This is a genomic window from Desulfocicer niacini (genome assembly GCF_054657595.1).
In genome coordinates, this window is record NZ_BAAHYK010000021.1 from 1 (window position 1) to 25427 (window position 25427).

Here is a 25427-nt window from a genome sequence, read left to right on the forward strand (position 1 = left end):
ACTACCTTTTCATATAACATACATGGCAGTAAACACCTGCCACAACGAAAGTTGAAACTCTCATTATTACAGCACTTTGGACGGAGTTTCTTATAAACATACATGGCAGAAGAACCTGCCACAACGAAAAAAGAAAGTTCTTTAATTCCAGCATATTGGTGAGACTTTCATATAAAAAAACAAAAGGTACAGATGGATGGCGCAAAATATTGTAGAAAAAATTTTAAAGGCTCACCTCAAAGCGGGTGAATATGTCATAGGCAAAGAGATAGGGATAAGAATCGATCAGACGTTGACCCAAGATGCCACGGGTACCATGGCATTCTTACAGTTTGAAGCTCTGGGGTTAGACAAGGTTCAAACCGATTTGTCCCTCTCCTATGTGGATCATAATACCGTCCAGATCGGATTTGAAAACAACGATGATCATGCCTACCTGCAAAGTGTGACACAAAAATTTGGCGTGGTTCACTCCAGGGCAGGGAACGGCATCTGTCACCAGGTTCATCTGGAAAGATTCGGCAAACCCGGGACCACCCTTTTGGGAAGTGATTCGCACACCACCACAGGCGGGGGAATCGGACAATTGGCCATTGGGGCGGGTGGCCTGGACATTGCCGTTGCCATGGGGGGGGGTAATTTTTATACCCTGTGTCCCAAGGTCTATAAAGTTAATTTGACAGGAAAGCTGCGGCCATGGGTGACGGCAAAGGATATTGTGCTGAAAATGTTGTCCATTCTCTCAACAAAGGGAAATGTGGGAGTCATCCTGGAATATGGGGGGGAGGGGGTAGCGACACTATCCGTTCCCCAGAGGGCAACCATTGCCAATATGGGGGCAGAGATGGGGGTGACGACGTCGATTTTCCCTTCAGATAACAATACCAGGACATTTTTAAAGGCCCAGCAGAGAGAATCGGACTGGATCGAGCTGAAAGCGGACCCCCAGGCACAGTATGAAAGAATATTGGATATTGACCTGGCACAACTTGAACCTCTGGCCGCGTGTCCCCATTCTCCGGGAAATATAAAATCCATAAGAGAGCTGGAAGGGATGAAAGTGGATCAAGTATGCATTGGCTCCTGTACAAACGCTTCATACCGGGATATGACAGCAGTGGGTGAAATCCTGGATGGAAATACTGTGCACAGAAATGTAAGTCTGGGAATCGCCCCGGGATCACGGCAGGTTTTTCAGATGATTACCCAGAATGGTACATTATTAAAGATGATCAATTCCGGTGCCAGAATTCTGGAGAATGCCTGTGGCTTTTGCATTGGAAATCATTTCTCCCCTGGAAGTCATGGCATCTCTTTGAGGACATCCAACAGAAATTTTGAAGGAAGAAGCGGCACTCAGACGGCTGAAATATACCTTGTCAGCCCTGAAATTGCAGCACTTTCAGCCCTTAACGGCAAAGTCACACGTCCGGAAGATACCCATGTATCTTATCCCACAGTGATGGATCCGGAGGCCTTCTCCATTGATGATTCTTTGTTTGTTTTTCCTTCTAAAACCAACGAAGATATTAAAATTTTAAGGGGACCAAATATCGGTACTCCCCCGAAAAACGACCCCCTGCCCCCCTATATTGCAGGGGAGGTGATGCTCAAATTGGAAGACAACATCACCACAGATCATATTATGCCCGCCGGCCCCCGGTTAAAATACCGAAGCAATATTGAAACCTATGCCCGTTACGTTTTTGAGCATATTGACGCTGATTTTTCAGAGCGTTGTCTTATCAATAAAAAGGCACAGCGTCACAATATCCTTGTGGCAGGAGAGAGCTATGGGCAGGGTTCCAGCCGGGAACATGCCGCAATGTGTCCCATGTATCTGGGCATCAAGATGGTGCTGGTTAAAAGCATTGAACGGATACATGCAGCAAACCTTGTTAATTTTGGAATTCTGCCCCTTATTTTCAATGATCCTGGAGATTATGACAAGATAACTGCCGGTGATTGTCTGGAAGTAAAGGCCATCGGAACTGCTTTGGAAAATCCCGATACCATATGTGTTCTGAATAAAACTCAAAATTTCACCATGACAGTTTCTTGTCAACTTTCAGACCGGCAAAAGAAAATTTTGTTGGCCGGAGGGCTGCTGAACCATACTCGGCATCAGTGATGAACCGTTCTCCCGGAGGTGGTCATCACATGGGTTTATGCTAAAGCAGCAGCCCCCATAGAGATCCCATGATGGGCCAGGGGAAAATAGGGGGGAGACCGCCCTCTATTTCCCCATTATTCCCAGCCAACTGTGAAACGCCTATGGGAAGGCTTTAAAACTGCTTGGCCACCTTTTTCAAGGTGTCAGGAGCAAACCGGTAAATGCGCATATTGTCAACGCAAAAGGCCCCCATCTCTTTATAAAACCTGATGGATGTTTCATTCCAGTCCAGGCACCCCCACTCCAGACGTTTACATCCTCTATTAATGGCAAGATTTGCAAGAAAAGCCATGGTGATTTTTCCAAGTCCCTTGAATCTCATCTTCTCATCAACGTAAAAACCGTCTATATACATTCCCCGTTGTCCGATAAAGGCAGATGAATTATTGTAGAAGTAAGCAAAAGCAACAATTTCTCCATCATATTCACCAAAAACAGCTTCCCCTCTTTTCTCGGCCAATATCTTTTGCATCTCCCCTTGTGATGCAATGATTTTGTCCTCCATTTTCTGATAGGCACCAAGTTTCCTCATATATGCCACTACGATCCCCGCATTGTCCGGCTGGGCAAATCTGATGCTGAACCTTGGATCTTTTGTTTTTATGGCTTCCACACCTGTCTCCTTTCCTTGAATAAAATTTAGTCCGCCTTACCTACCCACGCCAGCAGAGGCAAGACGCTGATGCTAAATTGAGAACCCTATATTGACTTCCGGGGGTTTCCCCCGAAGGTCAATATAGCAATTCAAAAAAAGGGGGGCCACCTCATTTTTTAATTCACGCGCTGTTTCTGATCGCCCCACTCCTTATCCCGGAGCATGAATTTTTGAATTTTTCCTGTGGAAGTTTTCGGCAGTTCGCAAAACGCAATGGATTTCGGGGCTTTAAAACGTGCAAGGTTGTCTTTACAAAAGGAAATAATATCGGTTTCCGTGGTATTTGAATTGTTTTTAAGGGTAATAAAGGCCTTGGGCACTTCGCCCCACTTGCTGTCCGGCACAGCCACTACAGCCACCTCAAGCACATCCGGATGCTGATAAATCGCATTTTCAACTTCCACAGTGGAAATATTTTCCCCACCGGAAATAATGATATCTTTTTGACGATCCATGATCTGAATATAGTTGTCCGGGTGCATGACCGCCAGATCGCCGGAATGAAACCACCCACCGAAAAAGGCCTTTTCCGTTGCGTCTTCATCCTTATAATATCCCAGCATCACAATATTTCCCCGCATGACAACCTCACCGATGGTCTTTCCGTCCCGGGGCACAGGTTCCATGGTATCAGGATTAACAACATCAAGGAATTGACTCACCGTGTATGCCACACCTTGGCGGGACCGTACCACTGAACGTTCCTGTTCCGGCAGTTCGTCCCAGTGCTTATGCCAGGCACAGACCGTATAAGGACCGTACACTTCTGTCAGACCATACACATGGGTAATATTGGCACCAATCCGTTCCATCTGCTGGATAATTGTTGGTGACGGAGGCGCCCCGCCCACGGCGATTTCCAGGGGCCTGTCCAACTTCAAACCACTGGATGCCGGGTGATTGGTAATCCCTATCAGCACAATGGGAGCGGCACACATGTGCGAAACCTGCTCTGTTTCCAGAAGGCCAATGATTTCCGCCGGGTCCACCTTGCGAAGACACACATGGGTTCCCCCCACCGCAGTAACGGCCCAGGGAAAACACCAGCCGTTGCAATGAAACATGGGAAGGGTCCACAGGTAAACGGAATCACTGTTCATTCCCATTTCCAGGCAATCACCAAGGCCGTTCAAATAGGCCCCTCTGTGATGATACATGACCCCTTTGGGTTTTCCGGTGGTGCCACTGGTATAATTAAGGGCGATAACGTCACGCTCATCTTCCACCGACACAGGGACATCTTCGGTTGAACCGGTTTCAAGAAACGACTCGTAATCGGTACCCGCCAGAGGACATCCCTCTCCGGCATCGCAAATATTGATAAAGGTTTTTATAGCAGGCACCTGGTCAAGGATGGGCAGTACCAGATTTGCAAACTCATTGTCCACAAAACACACCACGGTATCCGAATGATTGAGGATATACCCCACTTCCTGGGAAGATAAGCGGATATTGACAGAAACAAGAACAGCACCGATCATGGGAACAGCAAAATGGGCTTCCAGCATGGGGGGGATATTGGGCGAAATAAAGGCGACCTTATCGCCCTTTCCGATGCCGATATTCTTCAGTGCACTTGCCAGCTGATTCACCCGTTGATTGAACTGACTGTAGGTGAAGCGCTGGGTGCCATTCACCACGGCCAGCTTCTCAGGATAGACTTCTGCACTGCGTTTAATAAAGTTCACCGGCGTCTGCAATTCGTAATTTACTGTTGAAAAAGCCATCAATATCATCTCCTGTAGCTGAATTGTTAAAGAGCCTTATCATGACATCTGCCATTGCGGAATTTAGGGATCCGGCTGTTTTTAATTTACCGTTTTCCCGGGGTAACATGCATAGAATTGAGCAACCCGGGACTGACAAATGGTAAATCAATAAAATCCGACTCCCTTATCATGATTTTGGCTCCCACAAGTGGGTGGGGCAGGCAAAAGAAAATTTACCGTCAACCGCTATACTATTTATGATCATCGGCTGTTAAACGCATGCCCCGGTGGAAAGGAATTTCATTAGGATTCGTTGATTTTACAAGTAGCAGATCACCTAGTACAATGTAAATTGGGGAAATTCTGAAATTTTCATGGGCAGGTTGCCGCAAATGTTCTGGGAAGTTTTCTCTTAAACCATTAGGTAATTTACCCATTGTCTTTCTCTCCCTTGCCAGCAAATGCATTCGCTGGCAAGGGCATCGTACGGTTGAAAAATCGCCTGGGTTTCTTTTCAGCCAGTCACTGTATCCAATACGGTCAGGTCAGCCGTAATCCCCCCTTTCCGGGAGAATTGTTTTCCGAAATTTTATTATCACTTCTTTGTCCGTTTGACACACGATATGACAATATAAAAGAACAGGCATCCTTAGATGTCTGATCTGAGATCTTCACCACAACTTTACATTTCAGCTGAATAGATCTATCTGTTTCATTGGACTTTAGCTCCGTTACCACCGAGACCACTGTAATTTACGGCGCACGGTCAACTCATTCAGAAATATCGTTCAAAAAGCATTGACAAGCTGATTTTTATTTATTACACACTGCTCATAATTCATCAAGAAGATGACTTTGGAAATATAGCCTTATAACTACTTTTTAAAAGTGGTTCGATAAACAAACAAGTGCTCATCAACGCTGATTATCCCATGGCGTTGAGTTTCGGGCCCAACAAAAATGCCACGAAGGTAATGGACGGATGTTATATCTGTCATACCTTTGTGGCTTTTTTTTTGGGGTCGGCTTTTTATGTAAAATTTTATACAGCAGGCTGGAAAATAATAGCTTAAACTTCAATCACAACATAGGGGGCTTACCAGGGTCGTTATTCGTAAAAACAGATTGACTTGAACTCATCAAGTGAAAACTTAGAGCTTGATTAAAACACCGGCAATTGTGACGAGTGGCTGGTATTATAATCATGCCCAAAACTTAACATATGGAGGATTTAGTAATGAAGCGCTGTTTTAAGAATTTTATGTTGGTGATCGTTGTTTTCATGGTTGCTCTGGTACAGGCCAATGCTGCTGAACCTGATCTGAAACAGATGATCAGACAAGGTATGGAGGAGATCCATGTTCAAAAAGGGGCTCCGGATCTGCTGGTGGTGACAAATGCCCCCTACCTCAGGCAGGACAACACCTTCGGCATTGAAAAGGTGCTACTGTTGGAACAGATGACAGGCTGCACAACCGGCGGACAGAATATGCTATTTTTCCAAAGGCCCCAGACAAATCCCCTCAGCATCACGTTGTTCCATAAAACCACCGGAGATGCTGCCATCATTACATGGAGCGATGAAAAAAAAATAAAGGAAACGATGAATCTCTCTCCGGCAACAGTTTCCGAAAAATCGTTCTGGGAGAATAAAGACCGTTTCTGCGGCCCTGATCTATTCACCATTTCCACGATTGCCGGTTCCTGGGCCCTTGGCGCACCCTATGATTATTTTAAGTGTGCCGAACTGCACAACCATATCTGCCCCGGCATAACCTCAGGATATCTCATTGCAAGGATGATTCAAAGAGACTATCCGCTAAAAAAAGGAGAAAAGTACACCATTATCTCCTGCCCGGTGTGGTGCAAGGAAGATGCATTCATGGCCATGCTCGATACCACACCCGGCAAAGGCGGCATGATCGTAAAAAAACTGACCAAGGCACAAAAGGAGAAAATCACCATTGATAACCCTGCTGCCATTGTGCTCATCGCCGACAAAAAAACCAATATTGGAAAAGTTATTGTCTTTTCCTTTGATTTCAGCAAGGTCCAGGCCCTTGTTCCCAAGGAGAGTGCCAAACCCGCCATGGCCTTTGCTCTGCTGAAATTCCTGGATCAACCCGAAAAATTTGTAACAATCTCCGGCACTTTTGCAATGACAGGGGATCTATACGAAAAAATGGTTACGGCCGGCTCCAATCCCTATGAACTAATAGGATTAACCCGATAACACGCCCCACACAAGTCCGGGGGTGGATCTGACTTGGCCAACTTTGTTTCGGTTGCGGGTTACATCGGTTTAAGTCAGAACCACCCTCTTCGGCACGGGCTCCATACTATTCCAACAGGCAATATATTATTGTGTATCAGGAGATATCTAACCTGCCTTATTTATTACAGCACCTTTCAGCGATTAAAAATCGTGTAGCCAGAAAATCACTTTTTACCAAAGAAGGTATGAAAAATAGGACATCCTTCATATAAGCTCAAAAGTGCTTTACATTTTTTTGGGGAAAAATACCAAAAAATAGGGAATGGCCGCAGAAAGTACAAACTACTTTTGAAGGATGCCAAAAATAGATAGATACTTCCGGGCTTGATCATAAGATGGGTCATGCTCCCCATAGTGGCCGATGTTGTGAGCAAGCACAACAAACAAGATCATCGGGCCTTACGGCCCATGCCATTTTCCACCCAAAGGGCCGCAAATCGCACCAACTCCGGAGAATGTCTGATACCCAGTTTATCCTTTATCCGCTCGGTGTGGGAATAAACTGTTTTTGCACTCAAATGAAGGCGCTGGGCAATGGCAGCAGGGACCATCCCATTGCCAATAAGGGTAAATACCTCAAGTTCTCTGTTGGTAAGCACTTCCACCGGCGAAGTAGAAAGGCTATCCGCTCTTTTATGAAATTTGTTTAAAATAGCACCTGTCATGCGTTCGCTGAGAAACACATTACCATTAAAAATCTGCCGCATGGCATGAATCACTGAATCAGAGGCCTCTTTTTTATTAATATAACCCCGTGCCCCTGCCCGCAAACAGCGTTCAGCATAAATCTGCTCATCGTAGGTAGACAGAATCAATATTGGTATGCTCCCATATTCTGGTTTAAGCTGGTCAAGCAAGTCCATTCCATTGCTGGTTTTCAGTGCCAGGTCAAGAATGACTAAATCCGGCATCAATTTAACAATGGCATTAAATCCACTGGAAACATCCTCAGCACTTCCGCAGATTTTAAAATCCTCTTCCTGCTCAATTAAATCCGCCAGGCCTTTTCTGAAAATCGGATGGTCTTCCACGATAAAAATATGCCGGACATCTTTAAAGTTGCGTGCATCTGTCATCGAAATTATTCCACTCCCGTGGGTATAAGATTAAAGGTCAGCGATATATGGGTACCGCCCCCGCTATCAGGCCTGATATCAAGTGCAGCACCAATCCTTCGCGCACGATAATGCATAATCCGGAGCCCCATGCCCCTGCCTTCAATGTCTCTGGAAAACCCGCATCCGTCATCATGAATTTCCAAGGTGGCGGTGGTTCCGGTATTCAAAAGCCTGAGGATTATATTATGGGCGTTTCCGTGCTTCACGGCATTGTAGGCGGCTTCTCTTGCAATATAATAAATGTGGGTGGCCATCTGGGGTTTCAGGGAAATGGAGTCGTCACCATATTCAAGGCGACAGGAAACATCATAAATCTGCTCAATGTCCCGGCAAAAGGCCATCAAAGTCAATTCCAGCTCCTTTTCGGCAATGTGGGTGGGGCAAAGTCCCCGGGAAATCCGATATGTTTTTTCAATGGCTTCTTTTACATGGTGACGGACCTTGTCAACGGATTCCACATCGCTGTATCCATAATCTGATAATTTTCGCAGAATCACCGTGAGCATGACTTCTATTCCCAGCAGGTGGGAAGAAAGATCATCATGGAGATATTGTCCCAGCTGCAGGCGTTCACGTTCACTGATATCAATGATTTCCCGTTCAAGTCGCTTTGTCTCCGTCTGATCCTCCACATTACACAGCACACAGCGCTCACCCCAGATATGAACCGTTTCCGCATGAATCACACCCAGGCGGGTACTGCCGCCGGCATTGACAAATTCCACGTCCATGTCCCTCACCCGCCCGTCCTGATTTAAAAGATCTGCAATCTGGACAAAGCTGGCGGAATGGCGAAACATGGAAAGGTGCCTTAATGATTTATTTACCACCTCATCATGCTGATAACCGATGAAATTCAAGAAACTTCGATTGGCATCAATGAGCAGATGATTGTTGATATTCACAATAAAAACACCACTGGGGCTGGCATGAAATGCTTTGAAAAAGAGTTCTTCCGTCCTGCGTCGATCGTCAATTTCCGTTTCAATTTTTTGGCTGTAAATTGCCAGCTGTTCCATGAAATGGTTGAAATAAACCGCCAGTTTTCCGATTTCATCCTTTGTCTTACTCTCCATTCGTACGGAAAAGTTACCATCCGCCACCTGTGAAAGCTTTTTTTCCAGTTCCTGAAGCGGACGGGTAATCCCCCTTGCGATGATAAATGTGGCAGGAAAAATAAGTATGAGAATGGCCAGGATTGTGGTCACCATAATATTTCTAACCGATTGCAGTGGCGCGTAAAATTCTTCCAGATAACTGGTGGACGCGACAATCCAATCATATTCCTTGATATAATTATATATGACAAGCTTATCACGAAACTTTTTTTCACCGGGATTTTTCCAGGAATAAAACAGTTTGCCGTTTCTGGTTTCGCACTGACGTCGGACCATGGCGCGAATATTGGCATCAGGCGTATCCCACAGGTTACCTGAAAAATGGGGATGAATCACCACATCTCCGTTACTGAACAAAACATAACTATAGCCTGTTTTTCCAAATGTCTGAGAAAGTATACTGTCCCTGAAATCAGAGATATTGATGAGTTGATTGAATTCAGAACGATATGAAGTAACCGAGATAATCCAGTCCCAGGGTGCAAAATAAGTCATGTAAAGAGCCTTGGGCCGGGGATGTTCTTCCTTGGGGTTTTTCCACATGTATTCAAGATAACCTTCTTTGCGGGATATCTGATTCTGAATAAAATTGAATTGGGAAAAATTGATCCCCTCCACGCCTTTGTCCGGATGCATCACTGCCATCCCCTGGGAGTTTAGGCAATAAATATATCCGGTTGTTCCAATGGTCTGGGTGAAAAAAATCTCCTGTAAACGCAATTTTGCTTCTGCCTCGGACAGCATACCGTTCTGCACCCTGCCATAATAAAAGGATGTAATCTGAAGATTTTTTTCAGCCACAGCCCTCAGATAGTTCCGAATGGATGATTTTGCGGTGGTTTCCACAAGTTTCAGGAGGGTTGCGGTGGCATTGGAGAGTTCATTTTCAATATTGCCGGCAATGGTTTTACTGACCTGATAATAGACGCTGCCTCCCACGGAAAGCACCGCAATTAAAACGATGAGGGAATAGGTATAAAACATCTTGAGGCGAATGGGCTTATCCTGAAAACAATTAATAATGGATTTCATAAAAGCCTCATGCCTATGGTTCGGTTCTCTTATCCCTTCAACTGTTACTGACAAACGCAATCATTGTAATGATTATATATTTTATGAAGGATTGTCAATGTCCAGACTCAAGGAGCACCTTTTGGGCAGGGAGCTTGAGATCAGGTCGATCTTGTCATCAAGCTCCGAAAAATTTATAGCTGAGGCGTTTGGGAAAGGTGGTCTTAAAAAAACGAAGAGAAGCAAACATTAAAAAAGGTCTATGAATGAGGTTTATCAAGCAGAGATCTGACAGCCCATGATATTTCATGCATTGTAAATGGTTTAGATAAAAAACCATCAGCTATATCATCTTCAATATCATTGCCCAGGATCTCTTCATCGGAACCGGAACAGAGTAAAATGGGAATGCTGGCGCGTATTTTTCTTATTTCATGTATCAGGCGATATCCATCCATTTCCGGCATGCCCATATCGCTGATCATGAGATCAAATTTTTCAGGATGTAATTTAAACAGTCCAAGGGCCTCTACCCCCGAAGAACAGGTGATCACAGTATACCCGAATCTTTCAAGTTGAAGCCTTACCAATATCAAAATGGTTTCATCGTCGTCCACAAACAGTATGGTTTCAGTTCCGGTATTTTGCATAATACAACTCCATTATTCTTTGGAAACCATGGGACAACACATCTGTAGACTCAAGATCACATATAACTCAATGTGAAGGAGTGGTCAGGCTTGGGTTATGGACATTGTCCATGGTGTTTTGGTTTCGTACCGGGCTTGGTGGATACCCCTCATAACACAAGTCAGACCCCGTTATAGCAATATCAGCCAACAAAAAGTTGAACATCAAGTTTCAGTAAAGAATTTAGTATTGCAAATTACATTCCAACACCACACAGCATCCCCTCCCCTCCTGCAAAGGACTTGATTCTATGATTTTTCAGACAAAACATCGGTATGTGAACAGCGGAAAAGTAATTTTATCAATTGCATATTTTTATAAACAAACATTTAAAAAACATCACATCAATCTGCTAACATCCAATAATTCCAGCACAAATACATTGCCCACCTTTATATGCATGATGCACATATTTATGTGCATTACGAAATATTCCATACCATCCGCTCCCCATTTCTTTTAAAGCGGTTTTAATGTCCACAAGGGGTGCACATAAATCTGTGCATTTTCCAAAAACACCCTGGATTAACCTAGACGGCATTAGTTATTAATATCAAGTGCTTATAAAATAAAATATCATTTTTTTTTAGTGGCACACCCCTTGCTCTTATAAAGAGTCAAACAAAATGAAAGCGATCCATTGATGAACATCAACGACACTAAAAAAAGGAGTCCACAATGAAAAAAATCATGGTTCAATTATTTGTTATCGGCGTTCTGGTTGCAAGCTTTGCCGCACCTGTCCTGGCAACAGGCGGTGGCGGACCATAACCGTCCATGAAAACACAAAAACGATCCATACTGCAGCTTTCAGTCTGATGATCTGCCAGGGAAGATTGATATCATATCAGTCTTCCCGGTCATTTTCCCGCCCATATCTCCCCATATTTAGAAGTCAAAATTTAGAAGTCAAAGGACTCGGTTAAATGCAATGCAATAATTGCTGAAAACCCACGCCATCTATTGCATTGATCAAGTATCTGTGGTAGCGTTTCTTTTCTTTAATGATGCTCATACAATTGAATCACAAGCGCATTTGGAGAAGTAATGATTTCCATGCCACCATCCTGCTATCTGCGTGCTTTTTTCCTTTTTGCCACATGCATTCTGGCTATCAGCGCCTGCACAAACACACAAGACAAGGATTCTGATACAAAAGAGGTAAAAACGACTGCTGAAATCTCAGGTGGTATATACTGTATTCCCCTGAGGAGTAATCCGGCGACACTTGATCCTGCAAAAGTCCGGGACTGGTATGGTGAAACAATTGCCCATCAGTTGTTTGACGGACTTGTCCGGTTTGATCCATACCTTTCCATCATGCCTGCCCTGGCAAAAACATGGCAGGTGGAGGAAAATGGCAACGTATACAGATTCCACCTTCACCCCGATGCCGTTTTCCATGATGGAACGCCAGTGACGGTTGATGATGTTATTTTCTCCCTCACCCGCCTGCTACGGGTTGAACATGCTGCGGTCATACTGCCACATCTGCTGAAAATCCAAGGTGCCAAAGAATTTAGAGAAAACCAAACTGAAAAGGTGTCAGGTTTGGTGGCGGTGGATGACCAGACGCTTGTGGTTCGGCTTACTCAGCCCCATGTTCCCTTTCTCACGGCACTTGGCATGTGCTACGCTAAAATCATCCCCCGTGCCGCAGCACAGCGACTGGGTGAGGACTTTGGCCTGACACCGGTGGGAAGTGGTCCCTTTCGCTTTGTTTCGTGGGACAATGACCGCGTGATCCGCCTTGAACGCTTTCCTGATTATTATGCCCATCCGGCATTTATTAACGGAATTGAGTATAAAATTTATCCCGGCGGCCAAGACACACAAATCTTAACGGATTTTAAAGCCAAGCATCTTGACGAAATGCCGGTATTCGGAAATGCCCGCCTGGAGCTGTCCCAAGCGACAAACCTTCAATGGTTTCACCGCTCTTCTCTAAGCCTTTTTTTTTACGGCATGAACACCCGGCATCCCCACCTGAAAAACAAAGATCTAAGAAAAGCACTGGCACTGGCCGTTGATCGACAAGCCATTGTCAACCGTATATACGATGAGCAATACGATATGGCCACCACTATTCTCCCACCGGGCATGCCGGGATACCATCCTGAAAATCAGCTGAAGGCCAGCAATATGGATATGGCCCTGAAACTGGTCCAACAGGCAATGAAAGCAGATGCGAAAAACATACTGTCACTTGAAATCGTCTCTGCCACCCGATCGCCTTCGTCAACGGCGGAACTGGCCCTTGTCAAAGCGGCATGGAATAAACTGGGCATACAGGTACGTATCAAATACATAACAGACTGGGCTGATTTTGAAGCATATCTCAAATCCGATGCGGTGCAGATCTATCGCTATGCCTGGTTTGCAGATATGCCTGAGCCGGACAATTTCCTGTACGCCCTGTTCGGCTCGGATTCACCCGTAAATTTCATGCGGTTTCACAACGAGACCGTTGACAGCATGTTTACCACGGCAAGAAAGACCGTTGATCCGGTTGAGCGTTCCGGTATATACCGAAACATTGAATCCAAAATCCTTGGAGAGTTTCCATTAATCCCCATGTTCTACATGGCCGTAGACCAGGTATATCAACCCCATGTCAAAGGTATCATGATCAGTGCCCTTGGTGCCCACACCATGACGTTGAACCACATCTGGCTGGATCAGCCGCATTGAACTGAAAAACACATGGAGTCCCGCTTTAATGCCCGAGCCAGACCACCACCGGAAAATCGTTTTCATTCCCCTTCGATATCGATTCATTATCATGATATCCCTGATGCTGTTTCTGCTGCTGGGTTCCCTGAGCCTTGTCTTAGGATCGCTTCAAAGCAAGACCATTCGAAACCGCATAAAAACCCAGGGCCTGTCCATTGCCCGTAACCTTGCCGCTGTTGTCAGGGATGATCTGATGACCTACAACTATATCGCCCTTGAAAAAGCAGCAAACCGGGCAGCTGACAACCCAGATGTACTTTATGTGGTAATCCACGACAAGGAAGGCAAGGTAGCGGGTTTCAGCAAACGACCGGATCTTCAGAACCGATCCCTCACCGATGAGATGAGCCGTATTGCCCTTAAAGCAGAAACAGCCCAGACCAATGAAACAATATCCGGACCAAAGGATACACCGGCAATGAATATTTCGTTTCCTGTTATTCTGGGGGACAGTCGAATGCGTTGGGGAACCATAAGGGTCAGTCTGTCCCTTGCACCCATGAACCAGCAGATACACCAGACCCGATGGATCATTATGGGACTGGGCTTTATCGCCCTTTTCATCGGTGTTTTTATTGCCAACCTGGCCGCTGGAAGGATTACAGACCCCCTCCAGACACTGGTGGATATGACAGTTGAGGCTTCCAGGGGAAATCTGGAACAAAATTTTCATATCCAGACCGGAGATGAAATCGAAATTCTGGCATCTAACTTTTCCACCATGATCAGGGAAATTGTATCCCATAAAGAGGCATTGGAAAATCGACTAAATGAAATCCGCCAACTGCAGCAATACTCTGAGAAAGTGCTGGATACCATGGGAGACGGCCTTTTATCCGTTACTCAAAAGCGCATCGTCGGACAGTTGAACCCGGCGGCCCGTATGATATTGGACATTCCCCGGGATGTCGATACCCGGGGATGTCATATAAGTAAGGTGCTCAATGAACATCCATTGCTTAATGACCTCATGCTGCAGATCCTTGAGAACTCTGACGTCGACACTCAACAGGAAATCACGATTTACAGGAATGGCGATCCCCGGGTGATACTGATGGGATTCGGCGTTCTTGCGGAACAGGGCAACAGAGACATAGAGGTCATATTCAACCTGCATGACATCACGGAATTAAAGCAGTTGGAATCCCGAATGCAAAAGGCCCAGAGGCTGGCAGACATCGGTATTATTGCGGCCGGTCTTGCCCACGAGATCAGAAATCCCCTTTCCGCCATCAAAACCTTTTCAGGCCTGTTACCCCAAAAAGTGAACAAGCCCGGGTTCCTTGAAAAATTCCAGAGAACAGTTCCCCGGGAGATCAACCGCCTTAATGGACTGGTGGAAGAACTTCTGGAGCTGGCAAGAACACCAAAGTATAACTTTACAATACTGGAAGTTGCCGGACTTCTGGAAAACACACTGGAACTTATGGAGGCAGAATTTGATGCCTGCAGCATCACTTGCAGCCGAAAATTTTCCCCTGATTCAGGGAAAATCCGGGCCGATGCCGATCAGATGGCCAAGGTGTTTCACAACCTGATCCGAAACGCCATGCAGGTCATGCCCGACGGTGGTACACTCACGGTGGCGGCATCATGTAAAAATGCCCGTATCACCATTGCCATTGGGGATACGGGGCCTGGCATGTCACAGGAAACCCTCAACACCATTTTTACCCCATTTTTTACCACCAAACACAAGGGAACCGGCCTTGGACTGGCCATCACCCAGAAGGTAATAACCGAACATGGTGGGGAGATAAGAGCCACCAGCACTCTCAACCAGGGAAGCTGTTTTACCATGGATTTTCCATCCCAATCATGTTGATGTCTCACGCCCTGTGTCCATATTTTTCAAATTCAAAGATTTTATTTTCTGGATAAGGGTATTGCGATGAATCTTCAGCTGAATGGCGGTTTGTGTCTGATTCCACTGATTGGTCTGAAGAGCTTTAAGTATATAAAGCCGTTCAAAAGCCTCCCGGGCCTGAATAAGGCCGTTGCCCATCCCCAGGGATGATTTATTGCCTGCAATGGATTCATCACTGAAAAAAATCTCCAGGGGCAGTTCCTTGACGTCAATGAACTGATGGTCCGAGGTCAAGACCACCATCCGTTCCAGCAGATTCTCCAGCTCACGAACATTTCCCGGCCAATGATAGGCATCCATGGCCGCCATGGCCGCCGACGTGATGCCTTTAACATTACGACTCATGCCATGGTTGAACCGATTTAAAAAAAATTCAGCAAGAACAGGCACATCACCCCTGCGCTGTCTCAGAGGAGGCAGTTCCACCGGCACCACATTGAGCCTGAAAAAAAGATCCTCCCGAAAGGTGCCGGCCCGAACCATATCCGAAAGGTTGGTGTTGGTGGCTGCAATGACCCGGACATCGACCCTGACGTTGCGGTTACTCCCCACCCGGGTAAACTCACGCTCCTGAAGCACCCGGAGCAATTTTGCCTGAAATTCCGATTCCAGGCTGGAAATTTCATCCAGAAAAATCGTTCCCTGATGGGCATATTCAAATTTACCCTGGGACTGTTTATGGGCACCGGTAAAAGCCCCTTTTTCGTACCCGAACAACTCGGACTCCATAAGTTCCCTTGGCATGGCAGCGCAATTGATGGCAACAAACGGGCTGGATTTACGTGGGCTTTTATTATGAATTGAACGGGCCACCAGTTCTTTGCCGGTACCGCTCTCTCCGGTGATAAGTACACTGCTGGACGTCTGGGAAACCTTGTCTATAATCCCGAAGACCCGTTCCATCAAACTGGATTTGCTGACGATATTCCCCGAATCATTTTCTTTCTCTGACAGGGAACGATGATAGTGCACTTCACGACTCAAAGAGCGGGTCTGAAGCACTTTTTCCAGTCGATTGAGGATAACCTCATGGTCAAAGGGCTTGGTGATATAATCATAAGCACCACATCTAATGGATTCTGTTGCCTGCTGGGCCCGGTCAATACCTGAAATCATGATTACGTCCAAATCCTTTTCAACAAACTTGATACGCTTCAAAGTTTCAATGCCATCCATTTCGGGCATGACGATATCCAGAAAAACCAAATCAAAAACCTGTTTTTGAACCAGTTCAACCGCTTCTGCACCGTTATCAACGCATGTCACATTATAGGTATCTTCCAGAATTTCTTCCAAAGAATCACGAATTGCAGGATCATCATCCACCACCAAAATGGATGCCGATTTTAGATGTTGTTGTATCTCCATGGCCTTTTATTTCAATTCAGGTAATTAACGTATGGGAGCTGTCAACGGCCTTCGGGGGCTGATGCGCGAGCTCCAAAACATGGAGCAAGACAAGTTCTTCTATGCCTTTAAACTGTGCCTCAAAAGATCGCGCAACCTTCAACTGCGTTTTCAGATGACGGTAAACGGCATCGGAAATAACGATTTCATCTCCCAAAGCCGTAGACTGGATGCGGCTTGTAAGGTTCACGACAGACCCCACAATGCCATATTTTTTCCGGGTTTCAGAGCCCAGGTTCCCCACGATTACAGGTCCTGTGTGGATACCGATTCCCATGTGTATTTCCGGAATTTCTTCTTTCTGGATATTGTGGTTGAACGCAACCATCCGATGCTGCATTTTAACCGCACATTGGATGGTATTCCCAAGGGTTTCCAGAATGGCGGTTTCAGGGGTTGCCGGATCCCGAGGTTCGAAGAAAACCAGAATACCATCCCCCAGGAAATCAACAATAATACCTTTGTGAGCATCAATGATCTCAATGATGTGGGAAAAATATGCATTCAACAGATCAATGGTGGTTTCAGGACTTAATCCTTCTGCCATGCGGGTAAATCCCCGGATGTCCGTCATCATCACCACCACCTCTTTTCGGACCCCTCCCAGCTGACCGGCATCGGGTCGTTTCATCAACTGTCGCGCAAAATCAGGATCCACATACCGGCCAAAGGAGTTACGGATAAAATCCCGCTCTTTAAGGCCCTCCACCATGGCATTAAAATTTGCAACCAGCATGCCCATTTCATCCCGGGTGTTGATCTGAATGGTCTCTCCATATTCCCCCCGTGCCACATGATCGGCCCGGGCCGAAAGCTGGCGAATATTTTCTGTGAGTTTCACAACATGATTACGAATCAGAAAAATGACAATTCCAATGATCAACAGACCACTGATGCCAAAAATATTGCGGTACTGGATAATAGGTTTTAAGATGTCTTCCCCCCGGCCATAGACAATAATGGTCCATGGCACATTATCCAGTTGATAGAATCCTGCAATATGCTCCGGTGGGTGCCCCTTACCGGAAACCGTTGCATGGGATTTGTTCTTCATGGCTTTTAAAACGGCCAGTTCCAGTTCGTTGCCGGAATCTCCAAGAAAAATACGCCCCTCCATTGACTTATCCGTGTGAAAAAGAAATTTGTGATCACTGTCCACAATACAGGCCATTCCACGCTTGAACCAGTCCATGCGATCCAGATGGAGATCTTCAATCAGATTCGAAAACCGCATGCGAATTTCAAGGATTCCCACCAGCTGTTGCTGGTAATCGAACAGATTCAGCTTAAGGGTAAAGGTGGGTCCGCCTTCATGGGTTTCATATTCCGGCCCGGACACGGCCATCACACGGCTGTGCGGATATGCCTGCATGCGCTTCCATGTCATACCCATGGCATCTTTCATGGGTAGAGGCGTTTTCTTTTCGGCATAGGTAAAGGAGACATTTACCACCCCATCCAGGCCATCCAGCGCAGAGAGCAACATTTCATTGAAAAGTGGTGACTGGCCCCGGGGAATGGTTTTAAACATTAATTCAATGAGCTCAACGGGCCTGAGCATGCGCATTTCAATTAGATGGGCCGCCCGCTGCAGTTTCAATACGGCCGATTCATTCCACTGCTGAATCATGGCATCCCGGGTGTAGAGAAAGCTTGCTATACCCCATAAAAGAATAATGCAGAACACCGGCAGGAGCACCATGATCAACAGTCGTCCCTGGAGACTGTTCAATTTTGAAATTTTCAATCTAATTTGTTTTTTCTGTGTTGCTTTTATTTGCAATAAAAAGCCTCATAATCATGGCATATATATTGTTTACTCCTTTGGTTGTTATCTGTAGCACGCCATTCAGGAAAATACAATCAACGACATACAGGGCAAAGGATTCCCAAGACAACAAAATGCCCAATGCTTTCATTTTAATTTTCCCAAGGTTTTATGGTGGGAATTGTTCCGCCTGGGTGGGGATATTGAGCATCGTTTTAAGCCTGTCACGCACCACATCTTTATGCACAAGCACTTGTCACAATCCTGACCCCACTGGCACACCAAAATTATGACGACTGACTGAGGTTATGGTAAGATCTCAATAACCCAGGGTTATAAAGCAGCCTGCTTACCCTTTAAAAACAGGGTACTATTCAAAAGAATACTCTGAATACCCGTACTTATTGATAATTTACATGTCATGACCAATCCCGAACATTCTCGTTATCGAAAACTTAAATTTACAAGGAGGTAATAAAATGAAAAAAATATTCAACCTTTCAAACCTTTTCACAGTTATTCTTATTGGCTTCATCCTCTTCCAGTTCTATATTTCTAATCTTGATGGCTCTAAAATGATCCTCCAGGGCGATACCCAGTTGTTTCATTCAGAATATGATGGAGCCCTTGCATCATTTTCCGCCGCTTTGGAAGAAATCAAACGATCCGGTACAGCCTTTTTTTTTGACAAGGGGTACACCATCGATAAAATGCAAAATCGTCTCAAAGCATGGCATGGAATGGGCAGTGCATATGCGGGGCTGAAAAACTATGAAAAAGCACATGAATATTTCACCCGGGTTCTGCAGGAAAATCCCTTTTACATAAAATCCAGAGCCAAAAGAGCGTCTATTGCCTACAATTTAAAAAATTATCAAGGGGCGGTTTCTGATTATTCAGACATTTTAAGCAGTGCCCCCAAAGACTTTTATTCATTGTATCACAGAGGCAATGCTTATCTGCAACTTCAAGCCTACGAAAAGGCCATTGTCGACTACAACCAAGCCGTTTCCCTGGGTGCCAATGGACCACCGCGGCCCGAGACTCTATACATCACAAATACCCTGGCCCGATTGCTGGCAACCTGCCCCCAAAAATCCCTGCGGAACGGTTCCAGGGCCGTTGAACTGTCTGAAAAAATCATTTTAACAGCCAAAAAAAACTTTACCACGCCACAGGGCATTCTGGCCCTTGCATGGTTCAAAGACACACTGGCCGCGGCCCTTGCCCAGGCAGGGCAGTTTGAAAAAGCCGTTGAAACCATGGAAGATGCCATCTCCTTGATGAAAAAATCACAGGCAAGTCCCCAGACCGTAAACACCCTCTGGGACCATCTTGTTCTATTTCAGGAGAGAAAAACATTGACCGAAGAAATGGACCCCATGGTTTTTCATTGACCCTCGGACCTTCATCATCATGGGCAACATTTCTCTCGATTTTTGACAATAGTGATAGAATCATGCGGGAATAAAAAAGGACGGAAACTGCAGGAAAAGCCTCCCCGGCTTTACAACAACGTCACCGGCAAAGCCTCACCCATGGAAATCATCTCCCGGGTCATCACAGCACTTCTTGCAATGACTTCCACGCCGTTTTTAACCACCCGGGCCAGGCCATCGGCGTACACCGGATCAATGTCTGCCGCTGGCTTGAAGGCCTTGGCATCCATACGCTGGATCAAAAAGAAAATAACGCCCCTGTGACCGTCAGCAACCAGCCGCTCAAGCTCCATAAGGTGTTTCTGTCCCCTGGTGGTGACGGCATCGGGAAACCGAGCCACGCCATCCTCCACCAGGGTGCAATTTTTGACCTCCACATAACATTTTTCCCCGTTATCCCGGGTCAACAGCATGTCCAGCCGGGTGTGATCACTGGTTTTAATCTCTGGTTTAAAGTTTGTATACCCCGACAGTTCCGGCACCCGTCCATGGGCAATGGAGGCCATGACAAGTTTATTGGGCACAATGGTATTGATGCCAATGAGGGTGCGGGGCATCTCCATGAGTTCCCAGGTATATTTGAGTTTCCTTCTGGGGTTATCACTTTGGGAAAGATACACCGGTCGCCCCGGCTCGCAGCACCCGCGCATGGAGCCTGAATTTGGGCAATGGGCTGTCACCGTGGAGCCGTCGGCCAACTTGACATCGGCAAGAAATCGTTTATATCGTTTTACCAGTACCCCCTTGATTAAAGGGGGTAGGGGATGTCCGTCATAGGTCATGAAGCTGTTTCTCCCTGTTTTTCAAGCAAATTCTCCAACTCATTCACATCCATATCCGGATGAATTCCAAACCGGGTCAGGGCAAAATCATATTTCACCGGATCCTCCGGGCACAGCCGGGAAAAGCCCTGAGTTATTTCCCGGGCAGTCTTCATGTTGGCCTGTTTTCTGGTGGTAAATCCCAGCAGCTGGCCGGCCTTGTGCATATGCGTATCCAAAGGAATGATCAACCGGGCGGGTAAAACCGCTGCCCAGCCCCCAGGATCCACTTCATCGGTTCTCACCATCCAGCGAAGAAACAGGCAGCTTCGTTTACAGGCACTTCCCTTTACCGGATCTGCCAGAAGATGACCTGTGTTACGATTTCCCCGTATCTCATGGGTAAAAAAAGCAAGGGCCGGTAAAATAGACGTATCCGTACGGGACTGTCCATGGGCAAAACATGCTTGAAGGGAACCATATTGCTCAACCACCTTGCCAATACCGGCAAGCAGCCCGGCCACATGATCGCCGGTGGCAAATCGATATTTAAAGGGTTCAAATTCCTTTTGAATTTGCGTTTTGTCCTGCCGACATACATAATCCCGGGGATTGTTGCCCATGGGTGCCAACACCCTTTCCACCGCCTTTAAAATCTGCGTCACCCTACCATAGGCCAGGGATGCGGCAATGAGAGCCACAATTTCTCTGTCCCGGACATCCGGATAACGATAAAGAAACTGCAGGGGGTCGGGCGTGACAAGGGACCGTTTGTTGTATTGGTTAAAAATAAGCGTAAGCTTTCTTTTTAACAGGATATCATCTAAATCTGACATAATTATGGTTATCTTCCCTGTTTTATCTTGACTTCAATGAGATCCTGATTTTAATATGCGGGCAATTTCAACACCACCATAAAAATAAGTTGATCACCCGTTGACATAATTAACCTGACATCCACTATTTATCACATGCCTTTCTAAAAAAGGGCAAAAGACAAGGACTGTATACATGCTGCAAAACAAAAAGATTGGATTCATCGGAAGCGGAAACATGGGAGAAGCGTTGATCAGCGGACTTGTTTTATCCAAGGCAACCCAGCCTGAGAACATCATCTGCTCCGATATCCGGGAAGAACCCCTGACGGAAATCAGGCAAAAATACGGTATCCGCACCACCACCGACAACATGGAGGTGGTGAGCCAGTCTGAAATCATCATCTATGCCACCAAGCCCCAGATCCTTGCATCTGTGCTTAAAGAAACCTCCCCCGGGCTTGACACCTCCAAACTCATCATATCCATTGCGGCGGGGGTTCCTCTGGCCGCCATTGCAGCAGGCCTTGGAAAAGAACTGCGTCTAATCCGGGTAATGCCAAATATCTGTGCCTTTGTAAAGGAAAGCGCCACAGCCATTGCCGCAGGAAAACATGTGATCCCCGGGGATATCGAGCTTGCCAAGGCCATTTTTGATTCCGTCGGTGTCAGTGTATTCATCAAGGAAAACACCCTCATGGACGCCTTCACAGGCCTAAGCGGCAGTGGACCTGCCTATATTTTCATGATTGTCGATGCCATGGCTGATGCCGGTGTCAAAATGGGCCTGTCCCGTAAGGATTCTTTGCTCTTATCCAGCCAGACCGTGCTGGGGGCAGCCAAAATGCTTCTGGAATCCAAAGAACATCCCGGACAACTCAAGGATCGGGTCACCTCCCCCGGCGGCACTGCCATTGCCGGTATTCATACCCTGGAGCAGGGGGGCCTTCGAACCACCATGATCAATGCCATTGAGGCCGCCACAAACCGGTCCCAGGAGCTGGGAAGCATCATGATCAAAAACTTTGAAGAAAATGGATTAAACTGATTTCAAAAATTAGAATGACGGGTCAAGAAAATCGGGGTAGACCCCCCTCACCCGATCCATGGCCCAGTCAGCCCCTTGTCTGAGGGGTTCATATTCCAGATAATTGCCCTGGGGATTTGTGTAGGACACAAGGATATTGCGATACTCCCGGGCCAGGGTTTTATTCCGGGCCATGATTTCCCCCATGGCCTCGGGAGCCCCCCAGCCGATGCCCCCGGATTCATCATTGAGGCTCCACATCAGGCGACGCATGAAAACCCTGGCCTGCTCGGGTTTTTCGGTTGCCATAGCCGCCACCACCCGCCCCATGGCTCTTACTGCCCGCCATTTCACGGATTCCGTGGTATGTTGAATATAGGTAAACAATGCATTGACCGCCCGCCGGGGGTCCATGAGAAGAATCTGTTCCATGGCCTTGGTTTCATCCGACATGCAAAGCAGTTCATGCATTCTGCGTTTGAGTTCCCTCATCCCAAAAGATGCAGTCTCCCCGGCAGTTTCTGATGACATCATTGATATCCTCCTCTGAACAAGTAAAAACAGATTCTGTGACTTCAATATACCCGGCGTCATTTTTAATAAATACATCGGGGCACATTTCCACACAAATATCACATAAGACACATTCACTGAGCTCTATTACTGGTTTTTTCATGTCACCCCCCGTACTTTTTTCCAATATTTCTGTATTCTTCAAAAACGTTTCTGAAAAGTATAAACTTGACAATAAAGCATGCCGACTTTTCATTGGGCTTGGTCACAGCATGGGCCACTTTGCAGAGAGGTCAGGCTTGCCTTATTGGCGCTTTTGTTGAACAACTCGCAAAAAGGGCGCTGAGACATCAGGAATGCACGCAGCGCCCATTTCTTTACCGGATACGGAGCCCTTTATCGTTAATCTCTGACAAACGATAATCAGTTTTTAAAAAGGCAGCTGCACCCCGAAATTATGATTTAAAATGTCTTTTCAAAAGTCCCTGGAATGCAAAACCATGACGGGCCTCATCCTTGCACATTTCATGAACAGTGTCATGGATGGCATCCAGTCCCAGCTCTTTTGCCCGGACGGCAATGGCTTTTTTCCCTTTGCAGGCACCATTTTCCGCAGCAACACGGGCAATGAGATTTTCCTTTGTATCTGCCACCAGGACTTCGCCCAAAAGTTCTGCAAATTTGGCGGCATGTTCGGCCTCTTCCCAGGCAATGCGTTTATAGGCTTCTGCAACTTCAGGATACCCTTCCCGATCTGCCTGGCGACTCATAGCAATATACATGCCGACTTCGGTACATTCTCCGGCAAAATTTTCCCGGAGCCCCTGAAGAATCTCTTCATCCACGCCCTTGGCGACACCCACCACATGCCCGTCAGCCCAGACAAACTCTCCGGAGTCCATTAAACTGAACTTCTCCCGGGCAGCGCCACACTGGGGACATTTTTCAGGAGCTGCATCACCTTCATGAACATAACCACATACCGCACAACTATACTTTGCCATTAACTTAATCCTTTACTTTTTTTATTTATTTTAACTGTTTTTTTCAGCTGGCGTTTCCCACCAGCCTTTATTGATGTGAGCCTCCTTTTCCCGCAGTGCCAGGCGTTTCAACTTGTACCCGGCGTCAAGAAGTGTGCCGTAGAGAACGCCGCAACTTATATCCTCCCGCGCCTCATCACCCTGGTGTGCCAGCAAAATCATTTCCTCTGCCAGCTTCAGGGTTTTTTGAATATTTCGATCACATTTCTTTTTCAGCATTGAAAAAAAGATCTCCCATAATAATTAACTACTCAATGTTCAAATTTCTTTGCCTGGTTGCTTGAGAACATTCGGAAACACAAATAAACCTGAGCACCGTGTTTCACAAAAAAGTCACCTGCAATTTGCCATGCAGCATCCGTACCATCACACAACAAAAACAAACAAATGCCGCTCAGGTGTTATAACGCGATGTTCAAGTTCTTTATATTAACAAGGAACTCGACTGTTTTTAATTTACAGTCTTCCTGGGGAGACATTCATAGAGTTCAGTAAACCGGGCTTGATAAATAACAAAGGATAAATCATGCTTAGTCACAGCATGGGCCACTTTGGGATGGGGTCAGACTTGAGTTATGGCGCTTTTATGTGAGTTTGTCTTGGAACAAAACTAGTTATAAAAAGCAGAAACCTGAGCACCTTCTCATGACAATGCGAAGAAGCCCCAACGGGCAACCGATCCAGCCCATTCAGCCTCAAAAGCGATACACCCATGTCTCAATGAGACACTCTTGTTGGTACACCCACTACTGCCATGCCCGTTTTTATATAAAGAAAGGGGCTTGATCACAACATGAGGCATTCATCATCATTGGCGGACCAACGGGGGCAGGCTTGTGTTATGATGTCTTTGACAACTACCTCTGAATAAAGAAAATTTCAAACAAAAGCGTCTATAACGCAAGCCTGACCCCACCCAAGGTGCCCCAAAATGATCCAGGATACTTATGGCACGACCTTTGCTTAAGTTTGCATCTAACAATTTATCATAGTCATACCTGTTCTCAGCACCAGTGGCTGATTTTATACTCAAACCCCAATAATTATTTTTTTTAAAAAGGAGAACACATGGAAGCCAAGATTATTGAAACAATGAAAAAGGCAGACAAACCCCTTCGCCCGGGAGAAATTGCAGAGGCCCTGGACATGGACAGCAAGGAAGTATCAAAAATTATTGGCAAGCTCAAAAAAACCGGTGCGGTAATTTCACCCAAAAGGTGCTATTATTCCCTTCCAGAATCGTCATAATAGTTATATAATCATCACTCGATTTAAAAAAGTATCGGTTTTTTTTGTTTTAAACCA

Annotated in this window: 21 protein-coding genes; 7 read left to right on the top strand and 14 right to left on the bottom strand. The window is 46.1% G+C overall.

What is annotated here, in order from left to right; all coding sequences use genetic code 11:
* The first annotated feature begins 196 nt into the window (after positions 1–196).
* The gene (locus ACYQ2M_RS12635; protein ID WP_459916709.1) at positions 197–2131 is read left to right on the top strand and encodes an aconitate hydratase; all 1935 of its coding nucleotides are present in this window, start codon (positions 197–199) and stop codon (positions 2129–2131) included.
* Positions 2132–2285: 154 nt separating this feature from the next.
* Here the strand turns inward: ACYQ2M_RS12635 and ACYQ2M_RS12640 are convergent, their stop codons facing one another.
* The 3 genes from ACYQ2M_RS12640 to ACYQ2M_RS12650 form a co-directional block, all read right to left on the bottom strand.
* Positions 2286–2786: a GNAT family N-acetyltransferase gene (locus tag ACYQ2M_RS12640; protein ID WP_459916710.1), complete on the bottom strand. Its 501-nt coding sequence runs from the start codon at positions 2784–2786 to the stop codon at positions 2286–2288.
* 158 nt (positions 2787–2944) lie between these two features.
* Positions 2945–4555, bottom strand: coding sequence for a long-chain-fatty-acid--CoA ligase (locus ACYQ2M_RS12645; RefSeq protein WP_459916711.1), 1611 nt, complete (start codon positions 4553–4555; stop codon positions 2945–2947).
* 233 nt (positions 4556–4788) lie between these two features.
* Positions 4789–4974 (bottom strand): hypothetical protein, encoded by a 186-nt coding sequence (locus ACYQ2M_RS12650; protein WP_459916712.1) that lies wholly within the window; start codon positions 4972–4974, stop codon positions 4789–4791.
* Between the two features lie 800 nt (positions 4975–5774).
* Here ACYQ2M_RS12650 and ACYQ2M_RS12655 point away from each other — a divergent pair.
* Entirely contained in the window at positions 5775–6770 is a 996-nt protein-coding gene (locus tag ACYQ2M_RS12655) for an FmdE family protein (protein ID WP_459916713.1), read from the top strand.
* Positions 6771–7201: 431 nt separating this feature from the next.
* Here the strand turns inward: ACYQ2M_RS12655 and ACYQ2M_RS12660 are convergent, their stop codons facing one another.
* From ACYQ2M_RS12660 to ACYQ2M_RS12670, 3 genes are all read right to left on the bottom strand, one after another.
* Positions 7202–7888 carry a response regulator transcription factor gene (locus ACYQ2M_RS12660; protein ID WP_459916714.1) on the bottom strand — a complete coding sequence of 229 codons (687 nt, stop codon included), beginning with the start codon at positions 7886–7888 and terminating at the stop codon, positions 7202–7204.
* A 5-nt stretch (positions 7889–7893) separates the two neighbouring features.
* The gene (locus ACYQ2M_RS12665; protein ID WP_459916715.1) at positions 7894–10080 is read right to left on the bottom strand and encodes a cache domain-containing protein; all 2187 of its coding nucleotides are present in this window, start codon (positions 10078–10080) and stop codon (positions 7894–7896) included.
* Between the two features lie 239 nt (positions 10081–10319).
* Positions 10320–10709, bottom strand: coding sequence for a response regulator (locus ACYQ2M_RS12670; protein WP_459916716.1), 390 nt, complete (start codon positions 10707–10709; stop codon positions 10320–10322).
* 1087 nt (positions 10710–11796) lie between these two features.
* Between ACYQ2M_RS12670 and ACYQ2M_RS12675 the strand changes: the two genes are divergently transcribed.
* Entirely contained in the window at positions 11797–13440 is a 1644-nt protein-coding gene (locus ACYQ2M_RS12675) for an ABC transporter substrate-binding protein (protein WP_459916717.1), read from the top strand.
* Between the two features lie 28 nt (positions 13441–13468).
* A complete protein-coding gene (locus tag ACYQ2M_RS12680) occupies positions 13469–15307 on the top strand; it encodes a sensor histidine kinase (protein WP_459916718.1) in 1839 nt (612 codons plus the stop codon).
* Here ACYQ2M_RS12680 and ACYQ2M_RS12685 read toward each other — a convergent pair.
* Positions 15299–16717: a sigma-54-dependent transcriptional regulator gene (locus ACYQ2M_RS12685; protein ID WP_459916719.1), complete on the bottom strand. Its 1419-nt coding sequence runs from the start codon at positions 16715–16717 to the stop codon at positions 15299–15301. The genes ACYQ2M_RS12680 and ACYQ2M_RS12685 overlap by 9 nt on opposite strands.
* Positions 16718–16733: 16 nt before the next feature.
* The gene (locus tag ACYQ2M_RS12690; protein WP_459916720.1) at positions 16734–18503 is read right to left on the bottom strand and encodes an adenylate/guanylate cyclase domain-containing protein; all 1770 of its coding nucleotides are present in this window, start codon (positions 18501–18503) and stop codon (positions 16734–16736) included.
* 500 nt (positions 18504–19003) lie between these two features.
* On the opposite strand from ACYQ2M_RS12690, the gene ACYQ2M_RS12695 reads away from it, so the two are divergent.
* Positions 19004–19921 (top strand): tetratricopeptide repeat protein, encoded by a 918-nt coding sequence (locus tag ACYQ2M_RS12695; protein WP_459916721.1) that lies wholly within the window; start codon positions 19004–19006, stop codon positions 19919–19921.
* Between the two features lie 110 nt (positions 19922–20031).
* Here ACYQ2M_RS12695 and sfsA read toward each other — a convergent pair whose 3' ends face one another.
* Together sfsA and ACYQ2M_RS12705 are read right to left on the bottom strand one after the other, a co-directional pair.
* Positions 20032–20745, bottom strand: coding sequence for a DNA/RNA nuclease SfsA (sfsA, locus tag ACYQ2M_RS12700; protein WP_459916722.1), 714 nt, complete (start codon positions 20743–20745; stop codon positions 20032–20034).
* A complete protein-coding gene (locus tag ACYQ2M_RS12705) occupies positions 20742–21560 on the bottom strand; it encodes a TIGR02757 family protein (RefSeq protein ID WP_459916723.1) in 819 nt (272 codons plus the stop codon). The genes sfsA and ACYQ2M_RS12705 overlap by 4 nt, the downstream gene beginning before the upstream one ends.
* A gap of 175 nt (positions 21561–21735) precedes the next feature.
* Here ACYQ2M_RS12705 and proC point away from each other — a divergent pair, with 175 nt between their 5' ends.
* Positions 21736–22587: a pyrroline-5-carboxylate reductase gene (gene proC, locus ACYQ2M_RS12710; protein WP_459916724.1), complete on the top strand. Its 852-nt coding sequence runs from the start codon at positions 21736–21738 to the stop codon at positions 22585–22587.
* 9 nt (positions 22588–22596) lie between these two features.
* Here proC and ACYQ2M_RS12715 read toward each other — a convergent pair whose 3' ends face one another.
* From ACYQ2M_RS12715 to ACYQ2M_RS12730, 4 genes are all read right to left on the bottom strand, one after another.
* Complete coding sequence (locus ACYQ2M_RS12715) at positions 22597–23100, bottom strand: DVU0298 family protein (RefSeq protein WP_459916725.1); 504 nt, start codon at positions 23098–23100, stop codon at positions 22597–22599.
* A complete protein-coding gene (locus ACYQ2M_RS12720; RefSeq protein WP_459916726.1) occupies positions 23030–23335 on the bottom strand; it encodes a ferredoxin in 306 nt (101 codons plus the stop codon). Before ACYQ2M_RS12720 ends, ACYQ2M_RS12715 begins: the two co-directional genes overlap by 71 nt.
* Before the next feature lie 199 nt (positions 23336–23534).
* Positions 23535–24083: an NADH peroxidase gene (locus ACYQ2M_RS12725; protein WP_459916727.1), complete on the bottom strand. Its 549-nt coding sequence runs from the start codon at positions 24081–24083 to the stop codon at positions 23535–23537.
* A gap of 30 nt (positions 24084–24113) precedes the next feature.
* Complete coding sequence (locus ACYQ2M_RS12730) at positions 24114–24341, bottom strand: hypothetical protein (protein ID WP_459916728.1); 228 nt, start codon at positions 24339–24341, stop codon at positions 24114–24116.
* Between the two features lie 849 nt (positions 24342–25190).
* Here ACYQ2M_RS12730 and ACYQ2M_RS12735 point away from each other — a divergent pair.
* Positions 25191–25370: a hypothetical protein gene (locus ACYQ2M_RS12735; RefSeq protein ID WP_459916729.1), complete on the top strand. Its 180-nt coding sequence runs from the start codon at positions 25191–25193 to the stop codon at positions 25368–25370.
* Positions 25371–25427 lie beyond the last annotated feature (57 nt).

Coding starts and splice junctions, on each gene's coding strand:
- ACYQ2M_RS12715 (WP_459916725.1), bottom strand. CDS start 23,100: ATGATGTCATCAGAAACTGCCGGGGAGACTGCATCTTTTGGGATGAGG.
- ACYQ2M_RS12655 (WP_459916713.1), top strand. CDS start 5,775: ATGAAGCGCTGTTTTAAGAATTTTATGTTGGTGATCGTTGTTTTCATG.
- sfsA (WP_459916722.1), bottom strand. CDS start 20,745: ATGACCTATGACGGACATCCCCTACCCCCTTTAATCAAGGGGGTACTG.
- ACYQ2M_RS12635 (WP_459916709.1), top strand. CDS start 197: ATGGCGCAAAATATTGTAGAAAAAATTTTAAAGGCTCACCTCAAAGCG.
- ACYQ2M_RS12695 (WP_459916721.1), top strand. CDS start 19,004: ATGAAAAAAATATTCAACCTTTCAAACCTTTTCACAGTTATTCTTATT.
- ACYQ2M_RS12705 (WP_459916723.1), bottom strand. CDS start 21,560: ATGTCAGATTTAGATGATATCCTGTTAAAAAGAAAGCTTACGCTTATT.
- ACYQ2M_RS12665 (WP_459916715.1), bottom strand. CDS start 10,080: ATGAAATCCATTATTAATTGTTTTCAGGATAAGCCCATTCGCCTCAAG.
- ACYQ2M_RS12720 (WP_459916726.1), bottom strand. CDS start 23,335: ATGAAAAGTCGGCATGCTTTATTGTCAAGTTTATACTTTTCAGAAACG.
- ACYQ2M_RS12730 (WP_459916728.1), bottom strand. CDS start 24,341: ATGCTGAAAAAGAAATGTGATCGAAATATTCAAAAAACCCTGAAGCTG.
- ACYQ2M_RS12735 (WP_459916729.1), top strand. CDS start 25,191: ATGGAAGCCAAGATTATTGAAACAATGAAAAAGGCAGACAAACCCCTT.
- ACYQ2M_RS12680 (WP_459916718.1), top strand. CDS start 13,469: ATGCCCGAGCCAGACCACCACCGGAAAATCGTTTTCATTCCCCTTCGA.
- ACYQ2M_RS12660 (WP_459916714.1), bottom strand. CDS start 7,888: ATGACAGATGCACGCAACTTTAAAGATGTCCGGCATATTTTTATCGTG.
- ACYQ2M_RS12670 (WP_459916716.1), bottom strand. CDS start 10,709: ATGCAAAATACCGGAACTGAAACCATACTGTTTGTGGACGACGATGAA.
- proC (WP_459916724.1), top strand. CDS start 21,736: ATGCTGCAAAACAAAAAGATTGGATTCATCGGAAGCGGAAACATGGGA.
- ACYQ2M_RS12650 (WP_459916712.1), bottom strand. CDS start 4,974: ATGGGTAAATTACCTAATGGTTTAAGAGAAAACTTCCCAGAACATTTG.
- ACYQ2M_RS12675 (WP_459916717.1), top strand. CDS start 11,797: ATGATTTCCATGCCACCATCCTGCTATCTGCGTGCTTTTTTCCTTTTT.
- ACYQ2M_RS12645 (WP_459916711.1), bottom strand. CDS start 4,555: ATGGCTTTTTCAACAGTAAATTACGAATTGCAGACGCCGGTGAACTTT.
- ACYQ2M_RS12685 (WP_459916719.1), bottom strand. CDS start 16,717: ATGGAGATACAACAACATCTAAAATCGGCATCCATTTTGGTGGTGGAT.
- ACYQ2M_RS12725 (WP_459916727.1), bottom strand. CDS start 24,083: ATGGCAAAGTATAGTTGTGCGGTATGTGGTTATGTTCATGAAGGTGAT.